This is a genomic window from Streptomyces sp. NPDC053474, assembly GCF_044544845.1.
Lineage (GTDB): Bacteria > Actinomycetota > Actinomycetes > Streptomycetales > Streptomycetaceae > Streptomyces.
Genome location: NZ_JBITXV010000004.1, coordinates 353,076 through 368,665, shown reverse-complemented (window position 1 = coordinate 368,665; position 15,590 = coordinate 353,076). Strand labels below are relative to the sequence as shown.

The following is a 15,590-nucleotide window of genomic DNA, read 5'->3' as shown; positions in this document are numbered from 1 at the left end:
TCGGTCGCGGGACGGCCGACCGGCGGTCAGTCGCCCCGCGGCCGCACGAGGCCCGACTCGTAGGCGATCACGACGAGTTGGGCGCGGTCGCGGGCGCCGAGTTTCGCCATGGCCCGGTTCACATGGGTCTTCACGGTCAGCGGGCTGACTTCCAGGCGCTCGGCGATCTCGTCGTTCGACAGGCCGCCCGCGACCTGGACGAGGACCTCGCGCTCGCGTCCGGTGAGCGCGTCGAGCCGCTCGCCGCGGCCGGGCGCGTCACCGTCCGAACCGTCGCTCTGCGCCAGGAACTTGGCGATGAGCCCCTTCGTCGCGGTGGGCGAGAGGAGCGCCTCGCCCGCGGCCGCGATCCGGATGGCGCCGAGGAGCTCGTCGGGCTCGGCGCCCTTGCCGAGGAACCCGGACGCCCCCGCCCGCAGGGACTGCACCACGTACTCGTCGACCTCGAAGGTCGTCAGCATGACCACGCGTACGTGGGAGAGCGCCGGGTCCTCGCTGATCATCCGCGTCGCGGCGAGGCCGTCCGTGCCCGGCATGCGGATGTCCATCAGGACGACGTCGGCCGCCTCGGCCTTCGCGAGACGCACGGCCTGGGCGCCGTCGGAGGCCTCGCCGACGACCTCCATGTCGGGTTCGGAGTCGACGAGGACCTTGAACGCGCTGCGCAACAGCGCCTGGTCGTCGGCGAGCAGCACCCGGATCGTCACGCGGTCCCTCCCCTGGCCGGGCTGTGCTCCCGGCCGCCCTGTTTCACGGTCGTGACCGGCAGGATCGCATGGACGCGGAAACCACCTCCGTAGCGGGGCCCCGCGCTGCACCGCCCGCCGAGCGCGCTGACGCGCTCCCGCATGCCGAGGAGCCCGTGTCCGCCGCCGCGGTCGGGGTCGTCGACGGGCCGCACGTCGTGGCCCGCGCCGTCGTCGAGCACCGTGATCTCCAGGTTCGGCCCCACCCGCACCACGCTGACCTCCGCCTTGGCCCGCTCACCGGCGTGCTTCTGCACGTTCGTCAGCGCCTCCTGGATGATGCGGTACGCCGCCAGGTCCACGGCGGCGGGAGGTGCCTGGCCGCTGTCGCCGCGGGCCACCTCCACGGGCAGGCCCGCGTGCCGGAACGTGTCGACGAGGTCGTCGAGGCGGGCCAGGCCGGGGGCGGGCTCCGTGGGCGCCTCCGGGTCGCCGTTCTGCCGCAGCAGGCCGACGGTCGCGCGCAGCTCGCCGAGCGCGGACCTGCTGGCCTCGCGGACGTGCGCGAGGGCCTCCTTCGCCTGGTCGGGCCGCTTGTCCATGACGTGCGCCGCGACCCCCGCCTGGACGTTGACCAGGGCGATGTGGTGGGCGACGACGTCGTGCAGGTCGCGGGCGATGCGCAGCCGCTCCTCGGCGACCCGGCGCCGGGCCTCCTCCTCGCGGGTGCGCTCGGCCCGCTCGGCGCGCTCCCTTATGGCGTCGACGAAGGCGCGGCGGCTGCGCACCGCGTCGCCCACGGCGGCGGCCATGCCGGTCCAGGCGAAGATGCCGAGGTTCTCCTGCCCGTACCAGGGCAGGGGCCCCGCGACCATGGCGACGCCGGTGAGCCCGGCCACGGTGATCAGGCCGATGCGCCAGGTGGTGGGGCGGTTGGTGCGGGCCGCCACGGTGTACAGGGCGACGACGGCGCACATCACGACCGGCGCGCGGGGGCCGGTCGACACCAGCTCCACGATGGAGAACGCGGAGGTGGCGGCGAGCACCGTCCACGGGGCGCGGCGGCGGAAGACGAGGGCGGCCGCGCCGGCGACCATGAGGGTGACGCTCATGGCGCCCGGGGCGTGCACGTTCCAGCTGGAGCCCCGCTCCCCGTAAGGCTCGGCGAAGGAGCCGATGACCATGAAGACGAGGGCGGCGGCCGCGAGGAGCGCGTCGACGGCCAACGGGTGCGTTCTGGCCCAGCCGCGGCACCGTTCAAAGTTGGTCACGGCTAAACCGTACGGGGCGCCGTCCGGCGGGGGGAACGGAAAGCGGGTTCAGGGGGGCGGGGGTTGACGTCACCCCCCGGCCCCTGGCGTTTGAGCCCCTGCTTCACAGACCGGCGGCGCCTTGGTGCTGTGCCCACCCGTCCCGCCCTGCGGGACGATTGCCCACAGCGGGGGGGGGACGGGGCGGTTTCCCGTGGGTGCTGCGGGGTCAGCCGGGGATTAGGCCGTCGTCCGAGAGCATGTCCTTGACTTCCGTCAGGGTCGCGTCGGGGGCGGGGAGGATGAGTTCCGAGGGTTCGAGGGCGTCGTCGGGGAGGGGGTCGCCCAGTTCGCGGACCTTGTCGAGGAGGGCGTGCAGCGTGCGGCGGAAGCCCGCCTCGTCGCCGCCCTCCATCTCGTCGAGCAGTTCGTCGTCCAGCTTGTTCAACTCGGCGAAGTGGCCGTCGGCCAGCCTCACCTGCCCCTCCCCCATGATCCTTACGATCATGACGCCCTCCTCGGACGTGAGCGGTGGCTACTGCTTGTCGAAGCGGGGCGCGTCCTGCGGGTGCCCCTGGCCGCCCTCGATGGCGGGCTTCGGCGCGGCGCTGGAGCCTCCGGCCAGCTCGGCCTTCATGCGCTGCAGCTCCAGCTCTACATCTGTACCACCGGAGAGCCGGTCGAGCTCGGTCTGGATGTCGTCCTTGGCGAGCCCGGAGGAGTCGTCGAGGGCGCCCGAGGCGAGGAGTTCGTCGATCGCGCCGGCGCGGGCCTGGAGCTGGGCCGTCTTGTCCTCGGCGCGCTGGATCGCCATGCCGACGTCGCCCATCTCCTCGGAGATGCCGGAGAAGGCCTCGCCGATGCGGGTCTGGGCCTCGGCCGCGGTGTACGTAGCCTTGATGGTCTCCTTGCGCGTACGGAACGCGTCGACCTTGGCCTGGAGGCGCTGGGCCGCGAGGGTGAGCTTCTCCTCCTCGCCCTGCAGGGTCTGGTGCTGCGTCTCCAGGTCGCTGACCTGCTGCTGGAGCGCCGCGCGGCGGGAGAGCGCCTCACGGGCGAGGTCCTCGCGGCCGAGCGCGAGCGCCTTGCGGCCCTGGTCCTCCAGGGTGGAGGACTGCTTCTGGAGCTGGTTGAGCTGGAGCTCCAGGCGCTTGCGGGAGGTCGCCACGTCGGCGACGCCGCGGCGCACCTTCTGCAGCAGCTCCAACTGCTTCTGGTACGAGTAATCGAGGGTTTCGCGCGGGTCCTCGGCCCGGTCAAGGGCCTTGTTCGCCTTCGCGCGGAAGATCATCCCCATACGCTTCATGACACCGCTCATGGGCTTCGCGCGCCCCCTTCTGACGGACTCCAGCTCCAGCTGCTGCAACAGAACCCACGGTACGGGGTCTGTATCCATTACCGCACTGTTCGCGGGTGGATGCGCTCATCCCCAAGGACGACTGCTCCGCCCGCCTCTCCGGCGCAAGGAGTAGGTGCGCCCCCGGGAACGGCCCGGGACGGCCCCCTTCTGTCGCTCGGCCACATCAGCAAGACGCCCGGTGTGGCGGGATCGTTCCCCGGAGGGCGCCGGTCCATGCGCCCCCCGGTCCTCCCCCGGTGCGCCCCGGGAAAGCCCCGGGAAGGCTCCGGGAAAGGGGTCCTCCGGCCCCACGCCTCCGGCCGACCCCGTACCCTTGGCTTTTGTGTTCCGTAGCCGATCCAAGGACGAGAAGGCCCCGGCCGCCAAGGCGCCGGTAGCCGAGAGCACGTCCTCCCGTGACCCCCAGGCCCCCAAGGGCCGCCCCACCCCCAAGCGTGCCGTGGCCCAGTCGCAGCGCCGCAGCGTGATGAACACGCCGACGACGCGCAAGGAGGCCGCCAAGCGGGCGCGCGAGGAGCGCCGGGCGAACATGGAGAAGCAGCGCCAGGCGCTGGCCAGCGGCGACGAGCGGTATCTGCCGCCGCGGGACAAGGGCCCGGTGCGCAAGTACGCCCGCGACTTCGTGGACTCCCGGTTCTGCGTGGCGGAGTTCTTCCTGCCGACGGCCATCCTCATCCTCGTCCTGAGCCTGGTCCGCGTCGCCCAGCTGCAGAACATCGCGCTGCTGCTGTGGCTCGTCGTGATCGTCCTGATCGTGCTCGACTCGATCGTCACGGGCTTCCGTCTGAAGAAGCGCCTGAACGAGCGCTTCCCCGACGAGCACAAGAAGGGCGCCGTCGCGTACGCCCTGATGCGTTCGCTCCAGATGCGTCGGCTGCGGCTGCCGAAGCCGCAGGTCAAGCGCGGGGAGCGACCCTGAGCGAGATCCAGGGCGCAGGCCCTGGAGAGCGCACGGCCGTATGCCAGGAACTGGTGGCGCGGCAGCTTGACGAGCAGATCGCGGCACGGTTCCCGGTGGGACGGCGGCTGCGCGTGCTCGACGTCGGCATGGGGCACGGGGTGCAGGCACTCCGCCTGGCCCGGGCCGGACACGAGGTGACGGGCGTCGAGCGGGAGGCCGAGGGGCTCGCCGCCGCGCGGGCCGCGGCGGCCGCCGAGCCGGAGGGCATCCGGTCCCGCATGCGCATCGTCGAGGGCGACGGGCGGGACACGGGGGTGCACTTCCTGCCCGGGAGCTTCGACGTCGTCCTGTGCCACGGCGTGCTCATGTACGTCGACGAGCCCGACGCGCTGCTCGCGGGCCTCGGGCGGGTCCTCGCCCCCGGCGGGCTGCTCTCCCTGGTCGTACGGAACGCGGACGCGCTGGCCATGGCCCCCGCGCTGCGGGGCGACTGGGGCGGGGCGCTCGCCGCGTTCGGCGCCGACACGTACGAGGACCCCTCCGGGGGGCGTGCGCGGGCGCACCGCCTCGACGCGGTCTCCGGGGCGCTCGCGGGCATCGCCGCGCCGCTGCGGGCCTGGTACGGGGTGCGGGTCTTCTCCGACGCGGTGCCCGCCGCCGGGGCCGAGCTCGACGTGCTCCTCGCCGCCGAGGAGCGGGCCGGACGCACCGACCCCTACCGCACGGTGGCCGCCCTCCTCCACGTCTGCGGCGCTCGCGACTGAGCCCCCTCGGGGAGGCGCCCCCTGTTCGGCCCCGTACCGGAGGACGGTCGGGGCGGTGGCGGTGAGACTCGGGGGGTATGAGAGCTTCGCGCGGGTTCGTGGTGGCGGGGGTGCTGGTCTCGGTCGCGGTGGTGGCCGGGTGTGCCGGGGAGAGCGGGGGCTCCCGGGAGAAGGAGTCGACGACTCAGGCGGCCGCTCCCGCCGCGGCCAATGACCTCCAGGACGACTACCTGAAGGTCATCAAGGAGGCGCTGCCCTCCGTCGTCCAGATCGACGCCTCCGACAGCCTCGGCTCCGGGGTGGTCTACGACGACAAGGGGCACATCGTCACCAACGCCCACGTGGTGGGCCGGGAGAAGACCTTCAAGGTGACCACGGCCACCGGTGAGCAGCCCCTCGGAGCCACGCTCGTATCGGCGTATCCGGAGCAGGACCTCGCCGTCATCAAGCTCGACAAGGTGCCGCGCGGCCTGAAGGCAGCCGACTTCGGCGACTCCGGGAAGGTGGAGGTCGGCCAGATCGTGCTCGCGATGGGCTCGCCGCTCGGCCTGTCGTCCAGCGTCACCCAGGGCATCGTCTCGGCGACCGGGCGCACGGTCAGCGAGGGCCGGGCGGGCGGCGGCACCGGCGCCACCATCGGGAACATGGTGCAGACGTCCGCCGCGATCAACCCGGGCAACAGCGGCGGCGCCCTGGTGAACCTCGACGGCGACGTCATCGGCATCCCGACCCTCGCCGCCACCGACCCGGACATGGGCGACGGCGCGGCACCCGGCATCGGCTTCGCGATCCCCGCCTCGATGGTGCGTACGGTGGCCGACCAGATCGTGAAGAGCGGCAAGGTCACCGACTCGGGCCGGGCCGCGCTCGGCATCAGCGGGCGCACGGTCCTCGGGGACGACTACCGGCCCGCGGGCGTCGCCGTGGCCGAGGTCAGGGACGGCGGGGGCGCCGACAAGGCGGGCATCAGGCCCGGCGACATCATCACCGGGCTCGGGGACGACGAGATCACCACGGTCACCTCCCTCTCGGAGGCGCTCGCCGGGGACGAGCCGGGCGACAAGGAGCGGGTGACGTACGTACGGGACGGCGACGAGCGGACCGCCGAGGTCACCCTCGGAGAGATGTAGGGGGCATGCGCAGGGGGCGGGGCCGTTGGCCCCGCCCCCTGCGCGTGCGTGGATCCAGCGCGTCAGGCCTGCGCCGCGTCCTGCGCGTGCAGACTCATCGGGCCGTAGACCTCCGAGGTGTCCTCGAAGAGCGTCACCTGGTCCGCGCCGCCCTCGGCGAGCTCCTTCCAGTGCTCGCCGATCCAGGTCTCCGCGTCGCCCTGCGTGGTGAACTCCTCCGGCTGCACCGCGGGCTGGACCTCCGTCCCGTCCGCCGTCTCGAACCGCCACGTCCATGCCGCCATGTCAGCCTCCCGAGGTCCAGTGGTGTCCCGTAAGCCGCTTGAAGCCTAGCCGGGCGCGCGGCGCGCGGGGCGACGCGGGAGGATCTTCCTGTGGAACTGACTCTGCTCGGCACCGGAGCCCCCGAGGAGCTGCCCCGCCCCGGCTGTACCTGCGCCGCGTGCGCGACCGCGCTCGGCGACCAGGCGCGGGCGGCGACGGCCCTGCTCGTGGACGGCGTGCTGCTGCTCGACCTGACACCGGGCGCCGCCTTCGCCGCCGCCCGCGCCGGGCACTCGCTCGGCGGGGTGCGCCAGGTGCTGCTCTCGCATCCGCACGACGGGCCCGCCGTGGAGGTACCCGCCGGGCTGCCGCAGCCGGTCCGGGTGCCGGACGGCCGCGAGCTCGCGCTGCTCACCGGGCACCGGGTGCGGGCCGTCGCGATGGACGCGCCCGGCACCGGCTACGAGGTGACCGGCCCCGACGGCGAGCGGCTGCTGTATCTGCCGCCGGGCTGCGCGCCCGCGGGGGCGGGCCCCGAGAACGGCGGCGGGCAGCCCGTGTACGACATGGTCGTGGCCGACGTCGTGGGCCGCCCGGACGGGCTCGCGCGGCTGCGGGCGGCCGGTGCGTCGGGCCCGACCACGGACGTGCTCGCCGTGCACATCGGCCACGAGGTGCCGCCGGGCCCCGAGCTGGCCCGGCGGCTCGCCGCGGCCGGGGCGCGGGCGGTGCCGGACGGCACGACCCTGGAGGTCGGCGCGTACGAGGACGTGCCGGACGTGCCGCGCCGCACCCTGGTGCTCGGCGGCGCCCGCTCGGGCAAGTCGGTGGAGGCCGAGCGGCGCCTTGAGGCCTTCCCCGACGTGCTGTACGTGGCCACCGGCGGGCTGCGCGGCGGGGACCAGGAGTGGGCGGAGCGGGTGCGCGCGCACCGCGAGCGGCGGCCCGGCTCCTGGCGCACCACGGAGACCTGCGACCTCGTGCCGCTGCTCACCGAGCCGGGGCCGCCGCTGCTCATCGACTGCCTGTCGCTGTGGCTGACGCACGCGATGGACGACGTGAACGCGTGGGACGACACCGAGTGGGCGGGCGGCGGCGAGCGGGCGCTGCGCAAGCGGGTCACGGAGCTCACGGACGCGGTGCGGGCCGCGCGGCGCACGGTGGTCACGGTGTCGAACGAGGTCGGCTCCGGCATCGTCCCCGCGACCGCGTCGGGGCGCCGCTACCGAGACGAGCTGGGCCGCCTCAACGCCGCGTTCGCCGCCGAGTGCGAGCACGTGCTGCTCGTGGTGGCGGGGCAGGCGCTGGCACTGCGCGGCTGAGGAGGGCTCAGTCGTCGCGCTCGCGGCGGGCGATGACGCGGTAGGTGTTGCCGAAGCCGGTGCGGACGAGCAGGGGCGCGAGCAGCTGGTCGAGGGCGTAGGCGAGGACGATCAGGGGGGCCGCCGCCCAGCCGCACGCCCGGCGCGGCCCGGCGGCCCGCGGCAGCCGGCGGCCGACGACGAGGACGGCCGCGCCGGTCAGGTCCAGCGGCAGGTGCGGTGCGCGGCGCTCGACGTCGACGAGGGTGAAGCCGAGGTCCTCCAGGGCACCGCGCAGTCGGCCGAGGGGCAGCAGGCACGGCTGCTGCGAGCGCGCGTGCGGCGGCCACCAGGGGCCGAGGAGCCGGGCGGAGCGGGACTCGGGGTCGGCGGCCTCGATCAGCAGGTGTCCGCCGGGGCGCAGGACGGTGCGGGCGGCGGCGAGCTCCGCGTCCGGGTCGGGGACGCGCTCCAGGTGGTGGACCATGCTCACCGCGTCGTACCGGTCGGCGAGGCGCGGCGCGAGGTCCGGCAGGAGCCCCTGGTGGGCCTCCTCGACGTGCCCGGCCTCACGGGCCTCCTCGACGGCGCCGCCCGGGTCCGTGCCGTCGTACGCGGTGTACGGCAGGACGTCCTTGGCGGCGGCCGGGAGGCGGCCGTGTCCGGTGCCGACGTCGAGCCAGCTCTCGGGTTCGAGGTGCCGGGCGAGGGCGTGGGCCGTGGCGCGGTGGCGCCGGGTGGAGTGCCGGGCGCGAAGGACGCGCTCGACGGGGTCGTCGGTGGCCTGCTGACGGACGGACGGGACAGGGCGTTTCGGCACAAACGGAACGTATGGGATCAGTGGTGGCAGGGCAACGACGTCGCGGGGCCTGTCCCGCCGGTGGCGGACCGGCCCGGGGCCGTTCGCGCGCCTGTCACCGCCCGCCGGTACTGTTCGCCGAATGAGCTCGCTGATTCTCGACGACTTCACCGACCTGATCGAGCGGCCCGACGGCGGGGTGCGCCGCGACGCCGAGGAGCGCAGGGAGCGGCAGGGCCTGCCGCCCGGCGCCCTCGGCCGCCTGGACGAGCTCGCCGAGTGGCTGTCGGCGGCCCAGGCGTCCGTGCCGGTCAAGCCGATCGAGCGGCCGAAGGCGCTGCTCTTCGCGGGTGACCACGGCGTCGCCGAGCTCGGCGTGTCGGCGCGGCCCGCGGGCGGGGCGGCGGACCTCGTGCGGTCCGTCCTGTCCGGCGAGGCGCCCGCGGCGGTGCTCGCGCGGCGGCTCGACGTGCCCGTGCGGGTGGTCGACCTGGCCCTGGACTGCGACCCGGACGAGCTGCCCGCCGAGGTCGCGGGCCACCGGGTGCGGCGCGGCTCGGGCCGCATCGACATCGAGGACGCGCTCACCGCCGACGAGGCCGAGCGCGCGGTGCGCGCGGGCATCGCGCTCGCCGACGAGGAGGCCGACTCCGGCACCGACCTGGTCGTGCTCGGCGACGTCAGCGTCGGCGGTACGACGCCCGCGGCGACGCTGATCGCGGCGCTGTGCGGCACCGACGCGTCCGTGGTGACCGGGCGGGGCGGGCGGCCGATCGACGACCTGGCGTGGATGCGCAAGTGCGCGGCGGTCCGGGACTCCCTGCGGCGCGCGCGACCGGTGCTCGGCGACCAGCTGCAGCTGCTCGCGGCGGTGGGCGGGGCCGACGTCGCGGCCATGACCGGGTTCCTGCTCCAGTCCGCGGTGCGGCGCACGCCCGTGGTCCTGGACGGCGTGGTGGCCGCGGCGGCGGCCCTCGTGGCCCAGCGGGTCGCCTTCCGGGCGCCGGACTGGTGGCTGGCCGGGCACGACAGCGGGGAGCCCGCGCAGGCCAAGGCGCTCGACCGGATGGCGCTCGAACCGCTGCTCAGCCACGGGGTGAAGGTGGGCGAGGGCGTGGGCGCGCTGCTCGCGGTGCCGCTGCTGCGCTCCGCCGCGGCGCTCGCCGCGGAGCTTCCCGTCTCCGAGTAGCCGCGGAGCCTCCCGTCCCCGGGTCACCGCGGAGGCTCCCGTCTCCGGGTCACCGCGGGGCTCTCCGTCTCCGCGTAGCCGCAGGTCGCGGCGGGGAAGCGGGACAGCAAGCCCCATATCACACCACAACACCCCATAAGATCCCGCTGTATGGGAGAAGAACGGCCGAAGGAAGAACAGCGCACGACGTCCACCCCGGCCTCGCGGAGAGCCGCGGCGGCCGCCGTCTGGTATCTGCGGGCCGTCGCGTTCGTCAACTTCCTCAGTGCCGTCTGGGTCTCCCTGGGGCAGGACCTCAGACGGCACAACACGGAGAACTACTTCACCCCGTACATGCTCACCGCGGGGTTCGCCTCCGGTGTGTTCACCGCGTTCCTCGCGGTCACGATGCGCCGCCGCAAACGGGCCTCCTGGATCCTCAACCTGGTGCTGAGCGGCCTGTTCCTGCTGCTCTTCGCGGTGGCGATGTTCTTCCCCGAGATCCGGCAGTACGCGCAGAACTGGATCTCGCTCGTCCTCACCGCGGGCTTCGTCGCCGCGCTGCTCGTCGGCCGCCGCGAGTTCTACGCCAAGGGCGACCGGTCCAACCCCAAGCTGGCGGCGGCCGTCGCCGTCGGCGGGCTGCTTGCGACCTCGCTGCTCGCCGCGCTCCTGGTGACCGTCACCAACCACGCCCACGACGACTACCGCTCGACGTTCCTCGACCGCTGGCGCTACGGCACCATGCGGCTGGTGTCGCTGGCCGCCGACGACTCCCGGTTCGCGGGCATCTCGACGCCCGGCTGGGTCAACGTCACCATCAACGTCCTGAGCACGCTCCTGGTCATCGCCGTCCTGTACGCGGCCTTCCGCTCCCGCCGGGCCGTCGACCCGCTCAGCGAGGACGACGAGGCGCGGCTGCGCGCCCTGCTCGCCAAGCACGGCGAGCGCGACTCGCTCGGCTACTTCGCGCTGCGCCGCGAGAAGAGCGCCGTCTGGTCCCCGACCGGCAAGGCCGCGGTCACCTACCGCGTGGTCGGCGGCGTCTCGCTGGCCTCCGGCGACCCGATCGGCGACCCCGAGGCCTGGCCCGGCGCCATCGAGCCGTGGCTCGCCGAGGCGCGCGAGCACGGCTGGACCCCGGCGGTGATGGGCGCGAGCGAGGAGGCGGGCACCATCTACGCCCGGCACGGCCTCGACGCCCTGGAGCTCGGCGACGAGGCCATCGTGGAGATCGCCGACTTCACCCTGGAGGGCCGGGCCATGCGCACGGTCCGCCAGGCCTACAACCGCGTCAAGCGCGCCGGGTACCAGGTGCGCGTACGGCGCCACGCGGACATCCCCGAGGACGAGATGGCCCGCCTCCTCGAACGCGCCGACGACTGGCGCGACGGCGCCACCGAGCGCGGCTTCTCCATGGCGCTCGGCCGCCTCGGCGACCCGGACGACGGCCAGTGCGTGATGCTGGAGTGCACCGACGCCGAGGGCGAGCTGCGGGCCGTGCTCTCCTTCGTCCCCTGGGGGCCGCACGGCCTCTCCCTGGACCTCATGCGCCGTGACCGGGACTCCGACAACGGCCTGATGGAGTACATGGTCATCGAGCTGCTCCAGCGCGCGGCGGAGATCCAGATCACGCAGGTGTCGCTGAACTTCGCGATGTTCAGATCTGTCTTCGAGCGTGGTTCGCGGCTCGGCGCGGGCCCGGTGCTCCGGCTGTGGCGCTCGCTGCTCAGCTTCTTCTCCCGGTGGTGGCAGATCGAGTCGCTGTACCGCGCCAACGCCAAGTACCGACCCATCTGGGAGCCGCGGTTCCTGCTCTTCGAGAAGAGCGCGGACCTGCCGCGCATCGGTGTCGCGTCCGCCCGCGCCGAGGGCTTCCTGGAAGCTCCGGGCCTACCGAAATGGCTGCACCGCACACACTTGGAGTCCCGTAGATGAGCCCCCTGTCCCGGCTGGCCCGTGCCGAGTGGGGCGACCTGTACTCCACGGTGCGCGGCGGGCTCGTCGCCCGGCGCTGGCGCGCGATCCCGATGACGCTCGCCGCCGTCTGCCTGACCGGGGCCTTCCAGTACGTGCAGAACCAGCCCTGGGGCTATCAGTTCGTCCAGAACATCGGCTCCGTGCGGGCCGAGGAGCCGCTGTGGCTCGCCCTGATCCGCACCCCGCTCTCGCTCTTCGTCCCCGCCCTCGACCTGCCGGTGTGGGGCGCGCTCGCGCAGATCCTGCTGGTGTTCGGCATCGCCGAGATCTGCGTCGGCTGGTGGCGCACGCTGCTCGTCGGGTACGCGGCGACGCTCGCGGGCACCCTCTACGCGCGCGTGGGCATCGCCGTCGGACCCGACAGCTGGATCGGGCTTCCCGCCTCCGACGCGCAGGTCATCGACACCGGCCCGTCGGCGGCGGTCGTCGGGCTCGCGGTGTTCGTGTGCTGGCGCTACCGGGCGTACGCGACCGGCGCCCTGGTGATCGCCCTGATGGTGGTCGAGGTCCTGGTCAAGAACAACCTCGCGGGCAAGGAGCACCTGGCGGCCATCGCGGGCGTGCTCGTGCTGTGCGCGGTCGTCTCGGCGGTACGTCAGCTGCGGCGCGACGGCGCGGGGCGCGGCTCCGGGTCCGGCCTGCCACCGATGACGTCCTGAAGCCAGCGCCGCTTGGCGGTCCAGCGGCGGTCGTGGCGGAACGCGCGCAGGGCCGCCCGGGCCCGCACGCGCGGCCGGTTGCGGTAGAACCGCCGCGCCCAGGCCGACCCCGGGCGGGCGAGGCGGATCGCGCCGACGAGCGCCACGAAGGGCACCACCATGCCGATCAGGGCCGTGCGCAGCTTGCCCTTGAACATCGCGATCAGCGCGAAGCCGCAGTTCACGGCGATGTTCAGGGCGAAGGCGAAGCGGTTGTGCCGCTCGGTCACGGAGAGCTCGTTGACGCCGAACGGGGTGAAGCCGGTGAGGATCAGGACCACCAGGGCCGTGGTGAGGACCACCACCTCCACGCTCTTGCGGCCCTGCTCGCTCCAGTACACGTCGTCCAGGTGCAGGATCAGCGCGAACTCGTCGAGGACCAGGCCCGCGCCGATGCCGAAGATCACGGCCGCGCACAGCGAGCCGAAGCCGTGCCGCCCGGCCGCCACCGCCCAGAAGCCGCCCACCAGCATCAGGAAGATGCCCGGGACGACGTGGTGGACGTGCACGTCCCCCGTGGTGATGTTCCGGAACGGGCCCTTCCCAGCGCGGATGAGGCGGGTGATGGTGCGCGTCACCAGGAACGAGCCCACGAAGGAGACCAGCGCGAGCAGCAGGGGCAGCTTCCCCGGCTCGACGACGTTCCGGTACCACCAGCCGTCCATGGGCCCATCTTGCGGTTCGCCGCCGCCGTGCGCAGGCCGGGGCCCCCGCCGTGGCAGGGCGGCGACGGGCGCGCGGGGCCGCCCGGGTAACCTCGCCCAATGCCCAGACCCACCCCCGCCGACGGCCTCCGCTTCGCCTTCGGCACGCTCACCGCGCTGCCGGTGCGCGTGCACCGGTGGGACCGCGAGGCCGCCCGGACGGGCATGCTGTGCGCTCCGGTCGCGGGGCTCGTCCTCGGCCTCCTCGCGGGGGGCCTCGGGGCGGGGCTGCTGGCCCTCGGCGCGAGCCCGCTGCTCGCCGCCGTCGCCGCCGTCGCCGTGCCCGCCGCGGGCACCCGGGGGCTGCACCTGGACGGTCTCGCCGACACCGCCGACGGCCTCGGCAGCGGCAAGCCCGCCGACGACGCGCTGCGGATCATGAAGCAGTCCGACATCGGCCCGTTCGGCGTGATCACCCTGGTCCTGGCCCTGTTCGCGCAGGTCGCGGCCCTCGCCGAGCTGTACGACGACGGCTGGGCGCGCGGTCTGTGCGGCGCCGCGGTGGCCGCCACCGCCGCCCGGCTCGCGCTCACCCTCGCCGCCCGCGCCGAGGTGCCGCCGGCCCGGCCCGAGGGGCTCGGCGCGGCCGTCGCGGGGACGGTCCCCGCGCGCGCGGCCCTGGCCGTCCTGGTGGCCGTCGCCGCCGCGGCCGCCGCCGCGGGAGCGGTCACGGGCGCCGACACCGCCGTCTCCACCGTCCGGAACGCGGCCGCCGTGCTGCTCGCCTGCGCCGCCGCCGAGGCCCTCCTGCGCCACTGCGTACGGCGGTTCGGCGGCGTCACCGGCGACGTCTTCGGCGGGCTCGCCGAGACCGCCGCCACGGCCGCGCTGCTTGTGCTCGCCCTCGGCCAGCACGCACAGTGAGGCACACCGCATTGCTTGCGGGCGTAGGCTCGCGACGGGCTCACCACCCCAAAGCCCGCAAGAACTCAGTGAAACCTCCTATGAAAGAGGGACTTCAGCACCGTGACTGCTCTGACTCTCAGCACCGCCGCCGCGTCCGGCCTGCGTGCCGACGCGATCGTCGTCGGTGTCGCGAAGGGCGCCAAGGGGCCGGTCGTGGCTCCTGGCGCCGAGTCCGTGGACAAGGCGTACGACGGCAAGCTCGCGTCCGTCCTGGAGACCCTCGGTGCCTCGGGCGCCGAGGGTGAGGCGACGAAGCTGCCCGCGCCGTCCGGCTTCAAGGCGCCGGTGATCCTGGCAGTCGGCCTCGGCGCGGTCCCCGAGAAGGACCAGGCTTACGACGCGGAGGTGCTGCGCCGGGCCGCCGGTGTCGCCGCGCGCACCCTGGCCGGTTCGAAGAAGGCCGCGTTCGCGCTGCCTCTGGAGAGCGCCGCCGACGCGGGCGCGATCGGCGAGGGCGCGCTCCTCGGCGCCTACGCCTTCGACGCCTACAAGGGCACCGCCGACGCCAAGGCCAAGAAGGGCGCCAAGGACACCAAGGGCCCGCTCGCCGAGGCCGCCCTGCTCGGCGGCAAGCCGCGCGACAAGGCCTACAAGGCCGCCGTCGAGCGCGCCCTGGCCGTCGCCGAGGAGCTCAACCGCGCCCGCGACCTGATCAACACCCCGCCGAACGACCTCTACCCGGAGGCGTTCGCCGCGGTCGCCCAGGCCGCCGGCAAGGAGCACGGCATCAAGGTGCAGGTGCTCGACGAGAAGGCGCTCGCCAAGGGCGGCTACGGCGGCATCCTCGGCGTCGGCGCGGGCTCGGCGGCCCCGCCGCGCCTGGTCAAGCTGTCGTACACCTCGTCCAAGGCGAAGAAGCACCTGGCCCTCGTCGGCAAGGGCATCACGTACGACTCGGGCGGCATCTCGCTCAAGCCCGCGGGCCACAACGAGACCATGAAGTGCGACATGAGCGGTGCCGCCGCCGTGTTCGCGGCCGTGGTCGCCGTCGCGCGCCTCGGCCTGGAGGTCAACGTCACCGGCTGGCTGGCCCTCGCCGAGAACATGCCGTCCGGCTCGGCCACCCGACCGGGCGACGTGCTGCGCATGTACAGCGGCAAGACGGTGGAGGTCCTGAACACCGACGCCGAGGGCCGTCTGGTCCTCGCCGACGCGCTCACCAAGGCCTCCGAGGACCAGCCCGACGCGATCGTCGACGTGGCGACGCTGACCGGCGCCATGGTCCTGGCCCTGGGTGACCGCACCTTCGGCGTCATGGCCAACGACGACGCCTTCCGCACGTCGATCCACGAGATCGCCGAGGAGGTCGGCGAGCCGTCCTGGCCGATGCCGATGCCCGAGCACCTGCGCAAGGGCATGGACTCCCCCACCGCCGACATCGCCAACATGGGCGAGCGCATGGGCGGCGGCCTGGTCGCGGGCCTGTTCCTGAAGGAGTTCGTGGGCGAGGGCATCACCTGGGCCCACCTGGACATCGCGGGCCCCGCCTTCCACGAGGGCGCCCCGTACGGCTACACCCCCAAGGGCGGCACCGGCTCCGCCGTCCGCACCCTGGTGCGTCTCGCGGAGCGCACCGCCGCGGGCGACCTCGGCTGAGCGGCCACTGACGTACGGCCCCGGGGCGCCCTCGCCCGCGGGGCCGTACGCGTCGGCAGGCTCATCCCGCACCTCTCTCACCT

The 15,590-nt window shown here is 74.1% G+C and carries 16 protein-coding genes; 9 read left to right on the top strand and 7 right to left on the bottom strand.

Translation table 11 applies throughout. From position 1 onward, the window contains the following. Nucleotides 1-26: 26 nt before the first annotated feature. The 4 genes from ACIG3E_RS11575 to ACIG3E_RS11560 form a co-directional block, all read right to left on the bottom strand. Complete coding sequence (locus ACIG3E_RS11575; protein WP_138959306.1) at nucleotides 27-707, bottom strand: response regulator transcription factor; 681 nt, start codon at nucleotides 705-707, stop codon at nucleotides 27-29. Next, the gene (locus ACIG3E_RS11570; protein WP_399614268.1) at nucleotides 704-1,957 is read right to left on the bottom strand and encodes a sensor histidine kinase; all 1,254 of its coding nucleotides are present in this window, start codon (nucleotides 1,955-1,957) and stop codon (nucleotides 704-706) included. The genes ACIG3E_RS11575 and ACIG3E_RS11570 overlap by 4 nt, the downstream gene beginning before the upstream one ends. Before the next feature lie 208 nt (nucleotides 1,958-2,165). Beyond that, nucleotides 2,166-2,444 (bottom strand): hypothetical protein, encoded by a 279-nt coding sequence (locus ACIG3E_RS11565; RefSeq protein WP_399614266.1) that lies wholly within the window; start codon nucleotides 2,442-2,444, stop codon nucleotides 2,166-2,168. Nucleotides 2,445-2,471: 27 nt separating this feature from the next. Then, complete coding sequence (locus ACIG3E_RS11560; RefSeq protein ID WP_399614264.1) at nucleotides 2,472-3,254, bottom strand: PspA/IM30 family protein; 783 nt, start codon at nucleotides 3,252-3,254, stop codon at nucleotides 2,472-2,474. A 364-nt stretch (nucleotides 3,255-3,618) separates the two neighbouring features. Here ACIG3E_RS11560 and ACIG3E_RS11555 point away from each other — a divergent pair, with 364 nt between their 5' ends. The 3 genes from ACIG3E_RS11555 (at nucleotide 3,619) to ACIG3E_RS11545 (ending at nucleotide 6,091) form a co-directional block, all read left to right on the top strand. Continuing rightward, nucleotides 3,619-4,215: a DUF3043 domain-containing protein gene (locus ACIG3E_RS11555; protein WP_399614262.1), complete on the top strand. Its 597-nt coding sequence runs from the start codon at nucleotides 3,619-3,621 to the stop codon at nucleotides 4,213-4,215. Between the two features lie 53 nt (nucleotides 4,216-4,268). Beyond that, nucleotides 4,269-4,961: a class I SAM-dependent methyltransferase gene (locus tag ACIG3E_RS11550; protein WP_399614259.1), complete on the top strand. Its 693-nt coding sequence runs from the start codon at nucleotides 4,269-4,271 to the stop codon at nucleotides 4,959-4,961. A 77-nt stretch (nucleotides 4,962-5,038) separates the two neighbouring features. Then, nucleotides 5,039-6,091, top strand: a complete 1,053-nt coding sequence (locus ACIG3E_RS11545) for a S1C family serine protease (protein ID WP_399614256.1) — start codon at nucleotides 5,039-5,041, stop codon at nucleotides 6,089-6,091. A 62-nt stretch (nucleotides 6,092-6,153) separates the two neighbouring features. Here ACIG3E_RS11545 and ACIG3E_RS11540 read toward each other — a convergent pair whose 3' ends face one another. After that, a complete protein-coding gene (locus ACIG3E_RS11540; protein ID WP_399614254.1) occupies nucleotides 6,154-6,375 on the bottom strand; it encodes a hypothetical protein in 222 nt (73 codons plus the stop codon). 90 nt (nucleotides 6,376-6,465) lie between these two features. Here ACIG3E_RS11540 and ACIG3E_RS11535 point away from each other — a divergent pair, with 90 nt between their 5' ends. Next, nucleotides 6,466-7,677 carry a bifunctional adenosylcobinamide kinase/adenosylcobinamide-phosphate guanylyltransferase gene (locus ACIG3E_RS11535; RefSeq protein WP_399614252.1) on the top strand — a complete coding sequence of 404 codons (1,212 nt, stop codon included), beginning with the start codon at nucleotides 6,466-6,468 and terminating at the stop codon, nucleotides 7,675-7,677. A gap of 7 nt (nucleotides 7,678-7,684) precedes the next feature. On the opposite strand, the gene ACIG3E_RS11530 is transcribed toward ACIG3E_RS11535, so the two are convergent. Further along, entirely contained in the window at nucleotides 7,685-8,476 is a 792-nt protein-coding gene (locus ACIG3E_RS11530; protein WP_399614249.1) for a class I SAM-dependent methyltransferase, read from the bottom strand. Nucleotides 8,477-8,597: 121 nt separating this feature from the next. Between ACIG3E_RS11530 and cobT the strand changes: the two genes are divergently transcribed. From cobT to ACIG3E_RS11515, 3 genes are all read left to right on the top strand, one after another. Beyond that, nucleotides 8,598-9,644 carry a nicotinate-nucleotide--dimethylbenzimidazole phosphoribosyltransferase gene (gene cobT, locus ACIG3E_RS11525; protein WP_399614247.1) on the top strand — a complete coding sequence of 349 codons (1,047 nt, stop codon included), beginning with the start codon at nucleotides 8,598-8,600 and terminating at the stop codon, nucleotides 9,642-9,644. Between the two features lie 150 nt (nucleotides 9,645-9,794). Then, nucleotides 9,795-11,561: a phosphatidylglycerol lysyltransferase domain-containing protein gene (locus tag ACIG3E_RS11520; RefSeq protein ID WP_399614245.1), complete on the top strand. Its 1,767-nt coding sequence runs from the start codon at nucleotides 9,795-9,797 to the stop codon at nucleotides 11,559-11,561. After that, nucleotides 11,558-12,262: a hypothetical protein gene (locus ACIG3E_RS11515; RefSeq protein ID WP_399614242.1), complete on the top strand. Its 705-nt coding sequence runs from the start codon at nucleotides 11,558-11,560 to the stop codon at nucleotides 12,260-12,262. Before ACIG3E_RS11520 ends, ACIG3E_RS11515 begins: the two co-directional genes overlap by 4 nt. Here the strand turns inward: ACIG3E_RS11515 and ACIG3E_RS11510 are convergent. After that, entirely contained in the window at nucleotides 12,199-12,966 is a 768-nt protein-coding gene (locus ACIG3E_RS11510; protein WP_399614239.1) for a hypothetical protein, read from the bottom strand. The two genes, ACIG3E_RS11515 and ACIG3E_RS11510, sit on opposite strands and share 64 nt — an antisense overlap. A gap of 99 nt (nucleotides 12,967-13,065) precedes the next feature. Here ACIG3E_RS11510 and ACIG3E_RS11505 point away from each other — a divergent pair, with 99 nt between their 5' ends. Together ACIG3E_RS11505 and ACIG3E_RS11500 are read left to right on the top strand one after the other, a co-directional pair. Next, on the top strand, nucleotides 13,066-13,869 hold the full coding sequence (locus tag ACIG3E_RS11505; RefSeq protein ID WP_399614237.1) for an adenosylcobinamide-GDP ribazoletransferase: 804 nt from the start codon (nucleotides 13,066-13,068) through the stop codon (nucleotides 13,867-13,869). A 102-nt stretch (nucleotides 13,870-13,971) separates the two neighbouring features. Beyond that, a complete protein-coding gene (locus tag ACIG3E_RS11500; RefSeq protein ID WP_399614234.1) occupies nucleotides 13,972-15,507 on the top strand; it encodes a leucyl aminopeptidase in 1,536 nt (511 codons plus the stop codon). Nucleotides 15,508-15,590: the final 83 nt, after the last annotated feature.

Bases quoted from the DNA above. Each gene is read 5' to 3' on its own strand.
- ACIG3E_RS11540 (WP_399614254.1), bottom strand. From the start codon at position 6,375: ATGGCGGCATGGACGTGGCGGTTCGAGACGGCGGACGGGACGGAGGTC.
- ACIG3E_RS11505 (WP_399614237.1), top strand. From the start codon at position 13,066: ATGCCCAGACCCACCCCCGCCGACGGCCTCCGCTTCGCCTTCGGCACG.
- ACIG3E_RS11520 (WP_399614245.1), top strand. From the start codon at position 9,795: ATGGGAGAAGAACGGCCGAAGGAAGAACAGCGCACGACGTCCACCCCG.
- ACIG3E_RS11565 (WP_399614266.1), bottom strand. From the start codon at position 2,444: ATGATCGTAAGGATCATGGGGGAGGGGCAGGTGAGGCTGGCCGACGGC.
- cobT (WP_399614247.1), top strand. From the start codon at position 8,598: ATGAGCTCGCTGATTCTCGACGACTTCACCGACCTGATCGAGCGGCCC.
- ACIG3E_RS11545 (WP_399614256.1), top strand. From the start codon at position 5,039: ATGAGAGCTTCGCGCGGGTTCGTGGTGGCGGGGGTGCTGGTCTCGGTC.
- ACIG3E_RS11510 (WP_399614239.1), bottom strand. From the start codon at position 12,966: ATGGACGGCTGGTGGTACCGGAACGTCGTCGAGCCGGGGAAGCTGCCC.
- ACIG3E_RS11515 (WP_399614242.1), top strand. From the start codon at position 11,558: ATGAGCCCCCTGTCCCGGCTGGCCCGTGCCGAGTGGGGCGACCTGTAC.
- ACIG3E_RS11560 (WP_399614264.1), bottom strand. From the start codon at position 3,254: ATGAGCGGTGTCATGAAGCGTATGGGGATGATCTTCCGCGCGAAGGCG.